The organism is Pseudenterobacter timonensis (genome assembly GCF_900021175.1).
Lineage (GTDB): Bacteria > Pseudomonadota > Gammaproteobacteria > Enterobacterales > Enterobacteriaceae > Enterobacter > Enterobacter timonensis.
On record NZ_FCOP01000010.1, the window covers coordinates 701,332 to 719,535 of the forward strand.

Below are 18,204 nucleotides of genomic sequence, written 5' to 3' on the forward strand. Positions count from 1 at the left end.
GCTACGACATTTCGTTAGCTTGATTTCAGGATAATTATGAGCAAGAGCACCGCTGAGATCCGTCAGGCGTTTCTCGATTTTTTCCATAGTAAGGGCCACCAGGTTGTTGCCAGCAGCTCCCTGGTGCCAAATAACGATCCGACTCTGCTGTTTACCAACGCCGGGATGAACCAGTTCAAGGATGTATTCCTTGGGCTCGACAAGCGTAATTATTCCCGCGCGACCACCTCGCAGCGCTGCGTGCGTGCGGGCGGTAAACATAACGATCTGGAAAACGTCGGTTACACTGCGCGTCACCACACCTTCTTTGAAATGCTGGGCAACTTTAGCTTCGGCGATTACTTCAAACACGACGCTATTCAGTACGCATGGGAACTGCTGACCGGTGAAAACTGGTTTAACCTGCCGAAAGAGCGTCTGTGGGTTACCGTCTATGAAACCGACGACGAAGCTTACGAAATCTGGGAAAAAGAGGTTGGCATCCCGCGTGAGCGTATTATTCGTATCGGTGACAACAAAGGCGCGCCTTACGCCTCCGATAACTTCTGGCAGATGGGCGATACCGGCCCTTGCGGTCCGTGCACCGAGATCTTCTACGATCACGGCGACCACATCTGGGGCGGCCCTCCGGGAAGCGCAGAAGAGGATGGCGATCGCTACATTGAGATCTGGAACATCGTCTTTATGCAGTTCAACCGTCAGGCTGACGGGACCATGGAGCCGCTGCCGAAACCGTCCGTCGATACCGGGATGGGGCTGGAGCGTATCGCTGCCGTTCTGCAGCATGTGAACTCCAACTACGAAATCGATCTGTTCAGCACGCTGATCAAGGCGGTTGCGAAGGTTACCGGCGCGACCGATCTGAGCAACAAGTCGCTGCGCGTGATTGCCGACCACATCCGTTCCTGCGCCTTCCTGATCGCAGATGGCGTAATGCCCTCTAACGAGAACCGCGGCTACGTGCTGCGCCGCATTATTCGTCGTGCGGTGCGTCATGGCAACATGCTCGGCGCGAAGGAGACCTTCTTCTATAAGCTGGTTGGTCCGCTGATTGAGGTAATGGGTTCGGCTGGCGAAGAGCTGCAACGTCAGCAGGCTCAGGTTGAGCTGGTGCTGAAAACGGAAGAAGAGCAGTTCGCCCGTACGCTGGAGCGCGGTCTGGCGCTGCTGGATGAAGAGCTGGCGAAACTCTCCGGCGACACGCTGGATGGTGAAACCGCCTTCCGTCTGTATGACACCTATGGCTTCCCGGTTGACCTGACGGCTGACGTTTGCCGTGAGCGCAACATTAAAGTGGATGAAGAAGGCTTTGAAGCCGCGATGGAAGAACAGCGCCGCCGCGCGCGCGAATCCAGCGGTTTTGGTGCGGACTATAACGCGATGATCCGCGTTGACAGCGCCTCCGAGTTCGAGGGCTACGATCGCCTGGAGCTGAACGGCCGTGTTACCGCGCTGTTTGTTGACGGCAAGGCGGTAGAGAGCATCGGCGCGGGTCAGGATGCGGTTGTCGTTCTGGATAAAACGCCATTCTATGCCGAATCGGGCGGTCAGGTAGGCGATAAAGGCGAGCTGAAAGGCAACGGCTTTAGCTTCACCGTTAACGACACCCAGAAATATGGCCAGGCGATCGGTCACAGTGGTAAGCTGGCCTCCGGCTCGCTGAAAGTGGGCGATGGCGTTCAGGCACAGGTTGATGAAGCGCGCCGCGCGCGTATTCGTCTCAACCACTCCGCCACGCACCTGATGCACGCCGCCCTGCGCGACGTTCTCGGTACGCATGTGGCTCAGAAAGGCTCTCTGGTTAACGATAAAGCGCTGCGCTTTGACTTCTCCCACTTTGAAGCGATGAAGCCTGCTGAAATTCGCGCGGTGGAAGATCTGGTGAACGCGCAGATTCGTCGCAACCTGCCGATCGAGACCCATATCATGGAGCTTGAAGAGGCGAAGGCGAAAGGTGCCATGGCGCTGTTTGGCGAGAAATATGACGATCGCGTTCGTGTGCTGAGCATGGGTGATTTCTCCACCGAGCTGTGCGGTGGTACGCACGCTTCTCGCACCGGCGATATCGGTCTGTTCCGCATCGTCTCTGAGTCAGGCACCGCGGCGGGCGTACGTCGTATTGAAGCGGTGACGGGGGAGGGGGCGATTGCCAGCCTGCACGCGCAGAGCGATCAGCTGCAGGATATTGCCCAGCTGCTGAAAGGCGACAGCCAGAACCTGGGCGACAAGGTGCGCAGCACCCTGGAGCGTACCCGTCAGCTTGAAAAAGAGCTGCAGCAGCTGAAAGAGCAGGCGGCAGCGCAGGAGAGTGCGAATCTCTCCAGCAAAGCGGTGGAGATTAACGGGGTGAAACTGCTGGTGAGCGAACTGGCAGGCGTCGAACCGAAGATGCTTCGCACGATGGTCGACGATCTGAAGAACCAGTTAGGTTCGGCAGTAATCGTTCTGGCGACCGTCGCAGAAGGTAAGGTTTCTCTGATTGCGGGGGTATCGAAAGATGTGACCGACCGCGTAAAAGCAGGGGAGCTGATTGGTATGGTCGCTTCGCAAGTCGGCGGCAAAGGTGGCGGTCGTCCGGATATGGCGCAAGCCGGTGGTACAGATGCGGCGGCGCTTCCTGCGGCTTTAGCCAGCGTTGAGAGCTGGGTAAGCGCGAAACTGTAATAACGACAAAGCGTAAACAGGCGCCATAACCTCACCGTTATGGCGTTCTGTTCACTACGCTATTGATAACGATAAAGTCAGGTTGTGTTTGTGTATATCGGCTAAACTTACGTTTAACTGAATGTGATGCCGTGACTGCTTACACTTAACGTGTTTGTCATCGCTTACTTTTTGGCGTTATATGATGGATAATGCCGGGATACAAGAGACCCGACTCTTTTAATCTTTCAAGGAGCAAAGAATGCTGATTCTGACTCGTCGAGTTGGTGAGACCCTCATGATTGGGGATGAGGTCACCGTGACAGTTTTAGGGGTTAAGGGCAACCAGGTACGAATTGGTGTTAACGCCCCTAAAGAAGTCTCTGTCCATCGTGAAGAGATCTACCAGCGTATCCAGGCTGAAAAGTCCCAGCAATCCAGTTACTGATATTACCGCGTCTCGCCGTCCGGCGAGACGCAACACCTTCCTGCGTTTCTCAAAATTCACTGTTTGATTCTGTTTGCTCACTTTTTCGCCTTTCGCGAGACCTTATCTTGTCAGTAACGGGCCCTGATGCGTGCCGAATCCTTTGCAGAAGCCAGCAAAATACGCTTATAAAACACTCCCTTTGCGGGTTTTACAGGCGAATTGCCTGCGATTTGTGCAAACGATTAAAGCTTATGGAAAATTGTTTGACTTATAAGTCGGGGAAAGTAATATATGCGCCACGCAGCGACGAAGAGCTTTCAACGAGTTCTTCGAAGCACTCGAAAGAGGCGTTGAGTGGTGAGGTGGCCGAGAGGCTGAAGGCGCTCCCCTGCTAAGGGAGTATGCGGTCAAAAGCTGCATCCGGGGTTCGAATCCCCGCCTCACCGCCATTTTGCATCCGTAGCTCAGCTGGATAGAGTACTCGGCTACGAACCGAGCGGTCGGAGGTTCGAATCCTCCCGGATGCACCATCCTCTTTGAAATAATAGCGATGCTGTTGTTTCAGGGACTCGCGAATTAATCGCGAGCACCAGGGAGGATAACGTTGCGACAGCAACGGCCCGTAGGGCGAGGCGCAGCCGAGTAATCCTCCCGGATGCACCATATTTTGGTTATCGCTTTTGAAGTGAGACCAGATATCAGCAGTAACAGCAGTAATTCCCGATGCATCCGTAGCTCAGCTGGATAGAGTACTCGGCTACGAACCGAGCGGTCGGAGGTTCGAATCCTCCCGGATGCACCATCTATTACTCAGTATGGCTTAAAGCGATACCTGATATCAGCAGTAACAGTAGTAAATCCCGATGCATCCGTAGCTCAGCTGGATAGAGTACTCGGCTACGAACCGAGCGGTCGGAGGTTCGAATCCTCCCGGATGCACCATCTTTACTATTTATCAAAGCAGTATCCCGATGCATCCGTAGCTCAGCTGGATAGAGTACTCGGCTACGAACCGAGCGGTCGGAGGTTCGAATCCTCCCGGATGCACCATCTTCTCCGAAATAACAGCGACGCAGTTGTTTCAGCAACGGCCCGCAGGGCGAGGCGCAGCCGAGTCATCCTCCCGGATGCACCATCTTCTTCTCTTCTTTTTTCTTCTCTGTTTATTCCTTCATCGTTCTGACAGTAATCCTTATCTCCATCAGCGACAAAAAAGACCATTTGCGATACAGTATTAACCTTGTTAATCGTTTTGCGAGAGCACGATGTACGCACAGTATGACGGTCTGATTTTTGATATGGATGGCACTATCCTCGATACGGAGCCAACGCACCGTAAGGCGTGGGATGAGGTGCTTGGCCGCTACGGTATGCGCTTCGACCTTGAAGCGATGATTGGCCTCAACGGATCCCCCACCTGGCGTATTGCACAGGCCGTGATTGAACTGAATCAGGCCGATCTCGACCCGCACCAGCTCGCGCGTGAAAAAACCGACGCGGTAAAAGCGATACTGTTAGATACCGTACAACCTTTACCGCTCGTTGAGGTGGTGAAAGAGTGGTACGGGCGTCGTCCTATGTCAGTCGGGACGGGCAGCGAAAGCGCGATTGCCGAAGCGCTGCTCAACCATCTTGACCTGCGCCGCTATTTCACTGCTGTCGTTGCCGCCGATCATGTTAAAAATCACAAGCCCGCCCCGGACACCTTCCTGCTTTGTGCAGAGTTAATGGGTGTACCTCCTGCAAAATGTGTCGTGTTTGAGGATGCTGATTTTGGTATTCAGGCCGCGCGTGATGCCGGAATGGCGGCGGTGGACGTTCGCCTGCTGTGAGTGACCTGCTGTCACTCGCTTCACTTTTCGCCGGCAGCTTTCTGAGCGCCACACTACTTCCGGGCAATTCCGAAGTTGTGCTGGTTGCCATGCTGCTGTCGGGCTTAAGTCAGCCGTGGTTGCTGGTCTTAACCGCAACAATGGGTAATAGCCTTGGAGGGCTGACTAACGTTATCCTTGGGCGTTTCTTTCCGTTACGTGAAAAATCACGCTGGCAGGAAAGGGCAGCAGGCTGGCTTAAACGCTATGGAGCTGCCACGCTTTTACTAAGCTGGATGCCTGTTATGGGCGATTTGCTGTGTCTGCTGGCGGGATGGATGCGTCTCTCCTGGGGACCAGTGCTCTTTTTTTTGTGCCTTGGCAAAGGGGTGCGCTATGTCTTTGTGGCATTCGCGACTTTACAGGGTATGACGTGGTGGCACTAATTGGTGGAATAAATAAGCGACCTTCAATCGTCAACCATTACAATTATGCTAAGTAACTACTCTTTGACAGGCGGGAGGTCAATTTGATCCCGGACGTATCACAGGCGCTGGCCTGGCTGGAAAATCATCCTCAGGCTCTGAAGGGGATCCAGCGCGGTCTTGAGCGCGAAACGCTACGCGTAAACGCAGATGGAAGTTTAGCGACAACGGGACATCCGCAGGCGCTGGGTTCAGCGTTAACGCATAAATGGATCACAACCGATTTTGCCGAAGCGCTGCTGGAATTTATTACCCCGGTAGATGGCGATATCGATCATATGCTCGACGTCATGCGCGACATCCATCGCTATACGGCTCGCCAGCTCGGGGACGAGCGGATGTGGCCGCTGAGCATGCCCTGCTATATTGCGCAGGGACAGGAAATTGAGCTGGCGCAGTATGGCAGCTCTAACATTGGGCGGCTGAAAACCCTCTACCGCGAAGGGCTGAAGAACCGCTACGGCGCGTTGATGCAGACCATCTCCGGCGTGCACTATAACTTCTCCCTGCCGATGGCCTTCTGGGAAGCGAAGTGCGGGGGGACGAGCAAAGAGGCGATTTCGGACGGCTATTTCCGCCTGATCCGTAACTACTATCGCTTCGGCTGGGTTATTCCTTACCTGTTCGGCGCCTCGCCCGCGATTTGCTCCTCGTTCCTCCAGGGCAAGCCCACCGCGCTGCCATTCGAGAAAACCGAATGCGGCATGTACTATCTGCCTTATGCGACTTCCCTGCGTATGAGCGATCTGGGTTATACCAATAAGTCGCAAAGCAATCTCGGTATTACGTTTAACGAATTGCATGAGTATGTGGCAGGATTGAAGCGGGCGATCAAAACGCCGTCGGAAGAGTACGAGAAAATCGGCCTCGAAAAAGAGGGCAAGCGTCTGCAAATCAACAGCAACGTCCTGCAGATTGAAAACGAACTCTATGCGCCGATTCGCCCGAAGCGGGTCACCCGCAACGGGGAAGCGCCCTCGGATGCGCTGGAGCGCGGCGGTATCGAGTATATCGAAGTGCGCTCGCTGGATATCAACCCGTTCTCCCCCATCGGTGTGGACGAGCAGCAGGTGCGTTTCCTGGATCTCTTCATGGTCTGGTGCGCGCTGGCAGAGGCGCCGGAAATGAGCGCCGATGAACTGCTCTGCACCCGCACCAACTGGAACCGCGTGATCCTCGAAGGGCGCAAACCGGGCCTGACGCTCGGCATGGGTTGTGAAACGGCCCAGCATCCGCTGGCGCAGGTGGGTAAAGATCTCTTCCGTGACCTGAAGCGCGTGGCGCAGACCCTGGATCGTATTGATGGTTCAGAGGCGTATCAGAAGGTGGCGGACCAGCTGGTCGCCTGTTTTGACGATCCGGAGCTGACCTTCTCCGCGCGCATTCTGCGCTCGATGATTGAGAAGGGCATTGGCGGCACGGGGCGTGCGCTCTCGGCGCAGTACCGGGAGATGTTGCTCAGTGAGCCGCTGACGGTTATCAGCGAAGAGGCCTTTATCGCCGAGCGGGACGCGTCGGTAGCGCGGCAGAAAGAGGTGGAAGCGGCAGATACGGAGCCGTTTGACGTTTATCTGGCGAAGCACGCGTAGCAGAGTAGCAGAAAAGAAAAAGGCCACATCTCTGTGGCCAAACTTACATCTCTGAAGAACAGGGATGATGATAACAAATGCGCGTCTTTCATATACTCAGACGCGCAGGCGAGCAAAGAGTTCAGTTTATTTTAAAAAAATCACTATCGGAGGTGACGTATGCCGTTATTAGATAGCTTTACTGTCGACCATACCCGTATGGAAGCGCCTGCCGTGCGCGTAGCCAAGACCATGCACACCCCACACGGGGACACTATCACCGTATTCGATCTGCGCTTCTGCGTGCCGAATAAAGAGGTGATGCCGGAGAAAGGGATCCACACCCTGGAGCACCTCTTTGCCGGTTTCATGCGCGATCACCTGAACGGCAACGGCGTGGAAATCATCGATATCTCCCCGATGGGCTGCCGTACCGGTTTCTATATGAGCCTGATCGGTACGCCGGAGGAGTCCCGCGTTGCTGAAGCCTGGAAAGCGGCGATGGCCGACGTGCTGAAGGTGCAGGATCAGAACCAGATCCCGGAGCTGAATGTTTATCAGTGCGGAACTTACCAGATGCACTCTCTGGAAGAGGCGCAGGAGATTGCCCGTCATATCATTGAGCGCGACGTGCGCGTCAACAGTAATGACGAGCTGGCTTTACCGAAAGAGAAATTGCAGGAACTGCATATCTAGCCCTGTGCCGGTGCAGGCCCGATGCTTATCGGGCCTGCATCTCCCTTGTCGGCCCGATAAGAAATAACATCAGTGCGCGCCGCCGCCGCCCCCGCCGGCACCAAACGGTGGACGAGCAAACCACACCAGTCCCAGCAGGACCAGGAAGATCCCCGCCGATATCCAGAAAATCTCGTTAGCAGAGATAATCAGCCCCTGGTTGGTGATCTGCTGTGCCAGCCAGCCGGACGCCTGCTGCTGCGTCATTCCCATTCCCTGAAGCTGGTTATACATCGCCTGGGCGTTGGGGTTGTACGGATTGACATATTCCGTCAGCTGGGCGTGGTGCATTGACTCGCGGTTGGTCCACAGCGTGGTGGTAATGGAGGTGCCGATCGAGCCCGCCAGCGTTCGCGTGAAGTTCGACAGGCTCGATGCCGCCGCCAGACGTTCCGGCGGCAGGCCGGAGAGCGTGATGGTGGTAAGCGGCATAAAGAAGCAGGCCACCGCAAAGCCCTGGATAAACTGCGGCCAGGCCGAGGCGCCAAAGTTCATTCCCGGCTCAAAGGTCCAGGCGCGCCAGTAGAAGCAGACCGCATACATGATAAAGCTGAAGGTGACCAGCCGGCGCATGTCGAGCTTATGGGCGAAGCGGCCAATTATCGGCGACAGGATCACCGGTATCACCCCCACCGGTGCGGAAGCCAGCCCTGCCCAGGTGGCGGTATAGCCATAGACCTCCTGCAAGAGCTGCGGCAGCAAGACGATAGCGCCGAAGTAGAGCATATAGGCAAGGCTGATACAGAGGCAGCCGATGGTGAAGTTTCGCGACTTAAAGAGCGAAAGATCAACTATCGGGTTATCGTCCGTCAGCTCCCAGACAATCAGGAAGCTTATCGCCACCACCGCCACGATGGTCAGAATGACGATCTCCTGCGAGGAGAACCAGTCCAGCTCCTTACCCCGGTCCAGCATAATCTGCAGGCTACCGATGCCTATCACCAGCAGCGCAAGGCCAACGGCGTCAATCCGCCGCTGTTCGGTGCGTGTTTCACGTCCGCGCAGGGTCTGCAGGGTCATCAGCACCACGGCTACGCCAATCGGCACGTTGATGAAGAAGATCCAGCCCCAGTGGTAATTATCGCTGATATAGCCGCCAAGGATCGGGCCGCATATCGGCGCCACAATCACCGTCATTGACCAGAGCGCCAGCGCTATCGAGCGTTTGGCGGGCGGATAGTTGCTCAGCAGCAGGCTCTGCGAGAGCGGAATCAGCGGCCCGGCGACAATCCCCTGAATAACGCGAAAGAAGATCAGCATGGTCAGGCTGCTGGAGACGCCGCAGGCCCAGGAAGCGATGGCGAAAGCGATTGTTGACCAGACGAAGAGCTTCACTTCGCCGACGCGCTTTGCCAGCCAGCCGGTGATAGGGATGGAGATGGCGTTCGCCACCCCGAAGGAGGTGATAACCCATGTCCCCTGGCTCAGCGAGGAGCCAAGGTTACCGGCAATGGTCGGGATCGCCACGTTGGCGATGGTCGAATCCAGCACCTGCATGAAGGTCGCCAGGGAGAGCGCAATGGTCATGATGACCAGCTGCGCCCCCTCCAGCGGTTTTTGTGGTTTTTGCTGTTGCATAGCGCTCACCCTCGGATTAACCGGCGTTCGCTTTCACGATGTCATCGATAAGCTTATTCACCGGATCAAGGCTGATTTCGCGGGCGTTACTCTCCAGCGCAGGCGTATTACGCACCTGGTTGGCCAGCATCTGGCCGCCGCGGTTGGAGGTATCAACGGTAACCAGCGTCGACAGGCCGATACGCAGCGGATGGTTAGCAAGCTGTTTGGTATCCAGCTCGATACGCACCGGCAGACGCTGAACCACTTTGATCCAGTTACCGGTGGCGTTCTGGGCGGGCAGCAGAGAGAAGGCGCTGCCGGTCCCCATATCGAGCCCGACCACTTTACCGGTGTATTTCACCTCGTCGCCGTAGATATCGCTGACCACGGTAGCCGTCTGGCCGATACGCATATGGGCAAGCTGCGTCTCTTTAAAGTTCGCATCCACCCACAGGTTGGTGGCCGGCACCACCGCCATCAGCGGCGTGGTCGGGCTAATTTGCGCGCCGGGCTGAACGGAACGACGGGAGACGTAGCCGGTCATCGGGCTGACAATTTTGGTACGCTGCAGGGCAAGCCAGGCGTTACGCACTTCTGTCGCCGCCTGTTGCACCGCCGGCTGGTTTTCCAGGCGTGTATTCAGGATCATCGCCTGGTTCGCGTTGTACTGCTGGATAGCGACGTCAAGCTGCGCCTGGGCGCTGGCGACGGCGTCACGGGCGTGTTGCAGCTCCTCGCGGCCAATCAGGTTCGCGGAGCCAAGCGGCACGCGGCGGTTGAGGTCGCTCTGCGCCTGCGCAAGGGCGGTTTTTTGCACCTCGACGTTGGCCTGAAGCTGTTTACTGTTGATCATCTGCTGACGCGTCTGACGCACGCTGGCGGCCAGCTGGGTCTGCGCTTTTTCAAAGGCCTGCTGCGCATCGGTCGGATCGAGCGTGACCAGCACATCCCCTTTTTGCACATAGTCGGTATTATCAGCCCAGACTTTCGTCACGCTGCCCGACACCTGCGCCATAATCTGTACCTGATTCCCTGCGACGTACGCATCATCCGTCTCTTCAAAATGACGCAGTACTAAAAACCAATAGATCCCATATGCCACTGCAAGAATGATAAAGAGCAAAGTCAGCAGAAGAAGGGCGCGTTTGCGTTTCCCTTTTTTGCTGGCCGGTTGCTGCGGGTTAATGTTCTCCGCATTTGCGCTCATTGTTGTTCTCCACGATCTTCTTATTGTCACCGCGGCTGTGCCGGGCAGTTGTCAGAAAGGCCAGCAGTATGAGTGCTGGCCTGTCGGTTTTCTTGAAATCTGGATCGGTGAGCGGGTCCTTCGCGTTAACGCAGCACCTCAAGGACGGTGCCTTCTTCTTCCATTTGATCCAGGCGGGCGAGAAGCTTACGGGTAATGTGCTCCAGCTGGTCGCGTTCGGAGGTGCTGAGCGCGGACCAGAGCTGGTGCAGACAGTTATGCTGCGGCGGCAGCACTTCGCGCAGGAACTGGTGACCTTTATCGGTCAGTTGCAGATGCAGGCAGCGGCGATCGTTATCGCTCTCGCGGCGCTCAATCCAGCCGCGCTTTTCCAGCTCATCAGCGATACGAGTAGCGTTAGTGCGGGAAGAGCCCAGCGCACAGCTCAGTTCAGAAGGCTGAATGCTGTGGTTTTCCTGAGACTCCAGCGTAATCAACGCCATAAATAACGTCTCGTTAATCCCTTGAGCTTTCAGCATCTTATTACGGTTGTCCAGCAGCTTGCCCTGCATATGCATGCAAAGACGGGTTAACAGGATCTCCTGGTATGGAAAATCCTCATGGCGACTGGCGCGAAATTTAAGCATTTGTTCAATGGGCGTAAACGAACTATCCATTTGGGCATAACCTCATTAATTACAGCCGATATAGTAACGACAGTGACAAATAATGTAAATGAATTATTTTTGCGAATTAAATACGCATAGCTGATATCACTGTCATCGAGTGCCGGGTAATTCCGTGACCCGGTGAGCACAGAAGCGGAAGGGCGTGGGGCCCTGGAGGAGAAGGAGAAAAAACGGGGGCGATTAACCAGTCTAAATTATTCATGACACTAATTAATGTGTCCCCCGACATCATTATCTCTTAAAAAGGATGATATTAACCTTATCAGACTAAGGGGATGCTTAACACCCTAAGCTCCCCTTCAGCATTGTAAACGTTAGTGAATTGGCGCCTGGCGGTGGTAGCCGCGCCACCAGATCAGCAGGTTGATCGCGGCGCAAATGGCACCGATTGCGCAAACGCCGGACCAGCCTGCATGTTGCCAGGCGGAGGCGGAAAGCAGCGAACCCGCCGCGCCACCCACGAAATAGCTGGTCATGTAGCCAGCGGTAAGGCGGTTACGCGCGTCGGGCTTCACGCGATAGATCACGGTCTGGTTGGTGATATGGACCCCCTGTACCGTGAGATCGAGCACAAGAATCCCAATGATAAGCGCGAGCACGGAGAGATGGCCGTACCAGATGGCGACCCACGAGAGCAGCAACAGCAGCAGCCCGACAGTGGTGGTGAGGTGCGCTTTACCCTTATCGGCCAGGCCGCCCGCCGGACGTGCGCCCAGCGCGCCTGCGGCGCCTGCCAGCCCGAACAGGCCGATCACCCCTTCGGAATAGTTAAAGGGCGGCGCCGCCAGCAGAAAGGCCATGGAGGTCCAGAGGATGCTGAAGTTAGCGAAGGTGAAGCAGCCCAGCAGGGCGCGGGTGCGCAGCAGCTTATCCTGGGTGAAAAGCTGGAAAACGGAGCCGAGAAGCTGCGGGTAGTTAAGGTGGTTTTCCTGTTTAACCCGGGGCAGGCCGCGCCACAGGGCGAGGGCCATAAGTACCATCAGAACGGTCGCCACCCAGTAGACGGTGCGCCAGCCGCCAAGCGTCGCCAGCAGCTCCGCCACGGTGCGGGCCAGTAAAATACCCAGCAGCAGCCCGCTCATAATGGTCCCCACCACTTTGCCACGTTTTTCCGGCGAAGCGAGGGTGGCCGCCAGCGGCACCAGAATTTGCGCGACCACCGAGAAAAGGCCGGTGAGGGCGGTGCCGAGGATCATCATCCCAAGCGACTGGCTGGTGGCGGTTATCAGCATGCCGCCAGCGGAGAGCAAGGTCATGGTGACGATAAGCGTGCGGCGCTCAAACATATCCCCCAGCGGGACCAGAAAGAGCAGCCCCGCCGCGTAACCAAGCTGTGCGGCGGTCACAATAAATCCGGCAGAGCTGGCGGAGAGGGAGAAGGCGTTGGCAATCGTATCCAGCAGCGGCTGCGCGTAATAGTTACTGGCGACGGCGAGGCCGGTGGCCACCGACATCAAAAGGATCAGCGCCGGGCTGAGCCCGTGGGAAGGTTTCGTCATGTCAGAGATCGTGAGTTAAGGGATTATTTTATGGGTGTTCATCATAGCGGAAGCGCGAAGGGGATGGGGGATTTGTCAGGTGGTGAATCGTGCGGTTCAGGCCGCGTGGCCTCTCACCCCGGCCTTCTTCCGGGAGGAAAGAGAGGGGGAAATTAAGCTGGTGGAGTGAGGGCAAGGAGATAAAAATCGCACCGGACGGTCCCCTCTCCCCTTTGGGGAGAGGGTTAGAGTGAGGGGAGCGTCTTACACCCCGGCCTTCTTCCGGGAGGGAAGAGAGGGGGAAAATTAATCTGGTGGAGTGAGGGCAAGGAGATAAAAACCGCACCGGACGGTCCCCTCTCCCCTTTGGGGAGAGGGTTAGGGTGAGGGGAGCGTCTTACACCCCGGCCTTCTTCCAGGAGGAAAGAGAGGGGGGGAAATTAAGCTGGTGGAGTGAGGGCAAGCAGATAAAAACCACACCGGACGGTCCCCTCTCCCCTTTGGGGAGAGGGTTAGGGTGAGGGGAGCGTCTTACTTCTGCGTCTTCAGCGCTTCATTCACCCAGCCGTCAAACTGCTGCTGGTGGGCCTTGATCCAGCCGTCAACGTGACCCTGAATATCCGCCTCGGAGGCTTTACCGTCATGCATCATCGCGTTCTGCGCGTTGATGTCCGCCAGCGGCAGTTTCATCAGCGAGAAGAGCTTCGCCGCCGCCGGGTTTTTCTCCGCCCAGGCTTTATTCGCCACGATATGCATGGTGTTCACCGGGAAGCCGTAGTTCATGCCGTTCGGCAGCTTCGTGTCGATATCCTTCTGTTTGCCAGGCATGGAGGAGAAAGGTACCTGCATCCACACCACATCTTTACCCGGCTTCAGCACGTCGCTGACCCAGTACGGGGTCCAGGTAAAGTAGAGAACCGGCTTGCCTTCCTTAAAACGGGTGATGGTATCCGCCATCATCGCCGCATAGTTACCCTGGTTATGTTCAACGGTTTTGCCCAGTCCGTAGGCGTCAATCTGGTGGTTAATTACCGCTTCGCAGCCCCAGCCCGGCGTACAGCCGGTCAGATCGGCTTTGCCGTCGCCGTTGGTATCAAACAGCTTCGCGATTTTCGGATCTTTCAGCTGCTCAATATTGGTGATGTGGTACTGCTCAGCCGTTTTTTTGTCGATCAGGTAGCCCTGTGCCGCGCCGGAGACAAAGGTCCCTTCGCGGTAAAATTTCTTATCGCCGCCCGCCGCGTCGTACATATCGTTATGCAGCGGTTGCCAGTTCACGGCGGTAAAGGTGGCGTCGCCGGAGGCGATGGAGGTGTAGCCAACGTTGTAATCCACTTCGCTCGGCTTACTGACGGTATAGCCAAGTTTTTCCAGCGCGCGGCTGACCAGCAGAGTCTGGAACGTCTCTTCAGAGATAGTGCTCTGCACCGGCTGAACGGTAATGCCTTTGCCTGGCAGATCGGCAGCGAATACGCTGGTGGAGACAAGGGTGGCAAACGCTGTGGCAAAAAGTGTGTAATGTCGCATCGTTGTTCCTTCATTATGGGAGGGAGATCGGAGTTCAAACCCGGCAGCGCAACGCTACCGGGTAAAGGGGAATTACTTAACGAACGGGCGGGTGATAAGCCCCACCGGGCCGGTGGTATACCAGCGGCGGTTGCCGCGGCTGCGGGAGTCGCGGCCGACAGCCTGGGTCAGGCGGTCGAGGATAATGGCGAGGATGACGATACCGACGCCGCCGACGGTCGCCAGCCCCATATCGAGACGGCCAATTCCGCGCAGCACCATCTGACCCAGCCCACCCACGGCGATCATCGAGGCGATCACCACCATGGAGAGCGCCAGCATCAGCGTCTGGTTAACCCCCGCCATAATGGTTGGCATCGCCAGCGGCAGCTGCACCTTGAAGAGCATCTGGCGCGGGCTGGCGCCAAACGAACGCGAAGCCTCGATCAGATCGGCAGGCACCTGGTTGATACCAAGGATGGTCAGGCGAATAATCGGCGGCAGGGCGAAAATAATGGTCACCACCACGCCCGGCACGTTGCCGATCCCGAACAGCATCACGATCGGCACCAGATAAACAAATGCCGGCGTGGTCTGCATGGCGTCCAGCAGCGGACGGATTACCTTCGCCGCGCGCGGGCTGCGCGCCAGCCAGATCCCCATCGGCAGGCCGATTGCCAGGCAGAAGAGCAGGGCGGTCAGCACCAGCGCCAGGGTCACCATCGCCTGCGACCATGCGCCGATGGCGCCAATCAGGATCAGGGATACCAGCGTGGCGATGCCCATTCCCGCGCTGCCGAACTGCCAGGCGATCAGCGTAAAGATTGCGATCGCCAGCGGCGCGGGCATCCCCAGCATCAGCTGCTGGAAAGCGTTCAGGATGTAATCCACCGGTACGCGGATGCCCTGGAAAACGGGGCGGAAGTGGGTCACGACCCAGTCGATCCCCTCGGTCACCCAGCCGTCCAGCGGGATCAGCGTCTTGTGGAACGGATCCATGATGTTGAAATGTTCCGGCGCGGGCGCCGGGGCGCTGTTGAGCCAGTCTGCGCCGCCGCCGTCAGCCGGTGCGGGAGTGGTTCCCCATGCGTCGGTGGACTGCGCGCTATTTTGCGCCGCGTCGGCGGTTGCCCACGGATTTTGATCAGCCATTGTTAGCCCCCTCGCGATCTAAAGCCTGTAACAGCATACGTTTTGAGATAATGCCCACGTACTGTTGCTCCTCACCCACCACCGGCACGGCGCAGGGCGCCTGGCCCACGTGGGAGAGCAGCTCGCTGAGGGGCGTTTCGGCCTCTACGGCCAGCGGCGCGTCGAGCAGCGCGGCGTCAATATCCTGTCCCTCGCTAAGGGCGGTTTTCAGGGAGTCGATGGAGACCACGCCGACAAATTTATTGCCGCGCTCCACCAGATAGCCATACTCCCGATCCTCATCCTGCAATAATTTCAGCGCGGAACGCGGACCAAAGCCGGGGGTTTTACGGATAATGCCGTTCGGCGTGCGGCGGGCGATATCTTTCGCGCTAAATACCTGACTTATATCGACCCCGCGGAAGAAGGTCCGCACATAATCATTTGCCGGGTTATTCAGAATTTCATCCGGCGTACCGACCTGCACCACTTCGCCATTTTGCATAATGGCAATGCGATCGCCGATACGCATCGCTTCATCCAGATCGTGAGAAATAAAGACAATGGTGCGCTGATGTTTCGCCTGCAGTTTTACCAGTTCATCCTGCATTTCCGTACGAATTAAAGGGTCGAGCGCCGAAAAGGCCTCGTCCATTAATAAAATATCAGGATTAATCGCTAATGCGCGGGCTAAACCGACGCGCTGGCGCATACCACCGGAAAGTTCATCAGGCCAGGCGTGGGCATAATTTTCCAGGCCAACCTGACGCAGGGCATCCCGCGCTTTTTCCTGACGTTCCTGCGCGCTTATTCCCGCTAATTCCATACCAAATGCGGTATTATCCAGCACCGTCATATGCGGCATAAGCGCAAATGACTGGAATACCATGGCTATCTTTTTCCTGCGCACCTCGCGAAGCTCGGCGTCAGATATTCTGGCGATATCAACGCCGTCTATCAGTACCTGGCCGCGGGTGGGTTCAATCAGGCGATTGAGAAGGCGAACCATAGTGGATTTACCCGAGCCGGATAACCCCATGATGACAAAAATCTCGCCTTCTTCAATGGCCAGACTGGCGTCTTTAACGCCGAGTGAAAGTCCGGTTTTTTCCAGAATTTGTTCTTTTGAAAGTCCTTTTTCAATATATTTGAAGGCGCGCTGTGGATGCTCTCCAAATACCTTATAAAGATTTTTTACTTCTAATTTAATTGCCATGCAATAGCGTGTTTCCCGTTATTTATTTATGCCAATAAGATTACCAGTGTAAATATTTGCGAGGGCATACCCTAACATACTCAGAATCTGAGGCAACCCTGCATGGCGAAATGGCGGCGGCGCGAGCGGCGATGAACAGGCTGAATTTCCCATGAGATAAGGGCTGAGGGCGGTTTGAATTTTTATGAATTTTTTGCTGCTGCATCGGGAAATTCCTCCTGAACCGGCGTGATTCAGGAGAATATGAGGTGGAAAATACAGTATAGTCCCCGGAGAAATATTCGGGCGGAAATGATGCGCTTTATATTAAATTAATGAACGTTATTTCCTTTCCCCTCACCCCGGCCCTCTCCCCAAAGGGGAGAGGGGGAAAAGCCTGATAAACGTGGCTGTGGAGTCAGCCCCTCACCCCGGCCCTCTCCCCAAAGGGGAGAGGGTCTCCCCAAAGGGGAGAGGGGGAAAAGCCTGATAAACGTGGGTGTGGAGTCGGCCCCTCACCCCGGCCCTCTCCCCAAAGGGGAGAGGGGGAAAAGCCTGATAAACGTGGCTGTGGAGTCAGCCCCTCCCCCCGGCCCTCTCCCCGGGGGGAGAGCGGGAAAAGCCTGATAAACGTGGCTGTGGAGTCGGCCCCTCACCCCGGCCCTCTCCCCGGAGGGGAGAGGGGGAAAAGCCTGATAAACGTGGCTGTGGAGTCGAACCCTCACCCCGTCCTCTCCGGGAGATGAAAACCGCACCGGACGGTTCCCTCTCCCCTTTGGGGAGAGGGTTAGGGTGAGGGGAAAAAGAGAGGAGGATATTCAAAAATCCCAGTCCTCATCCTCGGTAACCACCGCTTTACCCATCACATACGAGGAGCCAGAGCCGGAGAAAAAGTCGTGGTTTTCATCGGCGCCCGGCGACAGCGCCGCGAGGATAGCCGGGTTAACCTCCGCCATTTCAGGGGGGAAGAGCGCCTCGTAGCCCAGATTCATCAGCGCCTTGTTGGCGTTGTAGCAGAGGAACGCCTTCACATCTTCGCTCCAGCCGGTGGCACCGTAGAGTTCATCGGTGTAGGCCAGCTCGTTATCATAGAGATCCATCAGCAAATCGAGGGCAAAATCTTTCAGCGCCTGGCGCTGCGTCTCCCCGAGTTTCTGCAATCCTTTCTGGAACTTATAGCCAATATAATAGCCATGCACCGCTTCGTCGCGGATGATCAGGCGAATCAGGTCGGCGGTATTGGTGAGCTTACCGCGACTCGACCAGTACATCGGCAGCCAGAAGCCGGAATAGAAGAGAAACGACTCCAGGAACACGCTGGCGATCTTTTTCTTCAGCGGATCGTCGGCCCGGTAATGGCGCAGGATAATCCCGGCCTTGCGCTGCAGCGACTCGCTCTCTTCGCTCCAGGCGTAGGCGGCATCCACCTCTTTGCTCTGACAGAGGGTGGAGAAAATCGAACTGTAGGAGCGGGCGTGCACCGCCTCCATAAAGCTGATATTGGACATGACCGCCTCTTCGTGCGGGGTTACAGCGTCGGCCATCAGCGCCGGCGCGCCCACGCCGTTCTGCACCGTGTCCAGCAGCGTCAGGCCGGTAAAGACGCGGATCGTCAGCCGCTGCTCGTCAGGGCTCAGCGTCTGCCAGGCCGGAATATCGTTCGACAGCGGCACCTTCTCGGGCAGCCAGAAATTGCTGGTCAGCCGGTTCCACACCTCAAGATCTTTCTCGTCCTGAATGGCGTTCCAGTTTACGGCGCTAACCCGTGTCAGTTTCATTCTCTCTCC

Annotated in this window: 14 protein-coding genes and 5 tRNA genes; 11 read left to right on the forward strand and 8 right to left on the reverse strand. The window is 56.6% G+C overall.

The window, feature by feature from the left end:
* Positions 1–36 precede the first annotated feature (36 nt).
* The 11 genes from alaS (at position 37) to luxS (ending at position 7,633) form a co-directional block, all read left to right on the forward strand.
* Positions 37–2,664 (forward strand): alanine--tRNA ligase, encoded by a 2,628-nt coding sequence (gene alaS / locus BN3796_RS05765; RefSeq protein ID WP_061707420.1) that lies wholly within the window; start codon positions 37–39, stop codon positions 2,662–2,664.
* Between the two features lie 241 nt (positions 2,665–2,905).
* The gene (gene csrA, locus BN3796_RS05770; protein ID WP_000906486.1) at positions 2,906–3,091 is read left to right on the forward strand and encodes a carbon storage regulator CsrA; all 186 of its coding nucleotides are present in this window, start codon (positions 2,906–2,908) and stop codon (positions 3,089–3,091) included.
* Positions 3,092–3,429: 338 nt separating this feature from the next.
* Positions 3,430–3,522 (forward strand) — tRNA-Ser (locus BN3796_RS05775).
* A 4-nt stretch (positions 3,523–3,526) separates the two neighbouring features.
* A tRNA-Arg gene (locus BN3796_RS05780) sits at positions 3,527–3,603 on the forward strand.
* Positions 3,604–3,798: 195 nt separating this feature from the next.
* A tRNA-Arg gene (locus BN3796_RS05785) sits at positions 3,799–3,875 on the forward strand.
* A gap of 63 nt (positions 3,876–3,938) precedes the next feature.
* Positions 3,939–4,015 (forward strand) — tRNA-Arg (locus BN3796_RS05790).
* A 31-nt stretch (positions 4,016–4,046) separates the two neighbouring features.
* A tRNA-Arg gene (locus BN3796_RS05795) sits at positions 4,047–4,123 on the forward strand.
* A 215-nt stretch (positions 4,124–4,338) separates the two neighbouring features.
* Positions 4,339–4,905, forward strand: a complete 567-nt coding sequence (gene yqaB, locus BN3796_RS05800) for a fructose-1-phosphate/6-phosphogluconate phosphatase (RefSeq protein WP_061707421.1) — start codon at positions 4,339–4,341, stop codon at positions 4,903–4,905.
* Positions 4,902–5,330, forward strand: a complete 429-nt coding sequence (locus tag BN3796_RS05805; RefSeq protein WP_061707422.1) for a YqaA family protein — start codon at positions 4,902–4,904, stop codon at positions 5,328–5,330. Before yqaB ends, BN3796_RS05805 begins: the two co-directional genes overlap by 4 nt.
* A gap of 83 nt (positions 5,331–5,413) precedes the next feature.
* Positions 5,414–6,958, forward strand: a complete 1,545-nt coding sequence (gene gshA, locus BN3796_RS05810; protein ID WP_061707423.1) for a glutamate--cysteine ligase — start codon at positions 5,414–5,416, stop codon at positions 6,956–6,958.
* A gap of 159 nt (positions 6,959–7,117) precedes the next feature.
* Positions 7,118–7,633, forward strand: a complete 516-nt coding sequence (gene luxS, locus BN3796_RS05815; protein WP_061707424.1) for an S-ribosylhomocysteine lyase — start codon at positions 7,118–7,120, stop codon at positions 7,631–7,633.
* 69 nt (positions 7,634–7,702) lie between these two features.
* Here luxS and emrB read toward each other — a convergent pair whose 3' ends face one another.
* From emrB to nrdF, 8 genes are all read right to left on the reverse strand, one after another.
* Positions 7,703–9,250, reverse strand: a complete 1,548-nt coding sequence (gene emrB, locus BN3796_RS05820; RefSeq protein ID WP_061707425.1) for a multidrug efflux MFS transporter permease subunit EmrB — start codon at positions 9,248–9,250, stop codon at positions 7,703–7,705.
* A 16-nt stretch (positions 9,251–9,266) separates the two neighbouring features.
* Positions 9,267–10,439: a multidrug efflux MFS transporter periplasmic adaptor subunit EmrA gene (gene emrA / locus BN3796_RS05825; RefSeq protein ID WP_061707426.1), complete on the reverse strand. Its 1,173-nt coding sequence runs from the start codon at positions 10,437–10,439 to the stop codon at positions 9,267–9,269.
* A gap of 125 nt (positions 10,440–10,564) precedes the next feature.
* On the reverse strand, positions 10,565–11,095 hold the full coding sequence (gene mprA, locus BN3796_RS05830) for a transcriptional repressor MprA (protein WP_061707427.1): 531 nt from the start codon (positions 11,093–11,095) through the stop codon (positions 10,565–10,567).
* 326 nt (positions 11,096–11,421) lie between these two features.
* Entirely contained in the window at positions 11,422–12,606 is a 1,185-nt protein-coding gene (locus BN3796_RS05835; RefSeq protein ID WP_061707428.1) for an MFS transporter, read from the reverse strand.
* A gap of 510 nt (positions 12,607–13,116) precedes the next feature.
* Positions 13,117–14,112 (reverse strand): glycine betaine/L-proline ABC transporter substrate-binding protein ProX, encoded by a 996-nt coding sequence (gene proX, locus BN3796_RS05840; RefSeq protein WP_061707429.1) that lies wholly within the window; start codon positions 14,110–14,112, stop codon positions 13,117–13,119.
* A gap of 72 nt (positions 14,113–14,184) precedes the next feature.
* Positions 14,185–15,243, reverse strand: a complete 1,059-nt coding sequence (gene proW, locus BN3796_RS05845; protein WP_061707430.1) for a glycine betaine/L-proline ABC transporter permease ProW — start codon at positions 15,241–15,243, stop codon at positions 14,185–14,187.
* Complete coding sequence (proV, locus tag BN3796_RS05850; protein ID WP_061707431.1) at positions 15,236–16,438, reverse strand: glycine betaine/L-proline ABC transporter ATP-binding protein ProV; 1,203 nt, start codon at positions 16,436–16,438, stop codon at positions 15,236–15,238. Before proV ends, proW begins: the two co-directional genes overlap by 8 nt.
* A gap of 797 nt (positions 16,439–17,235) precedes the next feature.
* The gene (nrdF, locus tag BN3796_RS05855; RefSeq protein WP_061707432.1) at positions 17,236–18,195 is read right to left on the reverse strand and encodes a class 1b ribonucleoside-diphosphate reductase subunit beta; all 960 of its coding nucleotides are present in this window, start codon (positions 18,193–18,195) and stop codon (positions 17,236–17,238) included.
* Positions 18,196–18,204 lie beyond the last annotated feature (9 nt).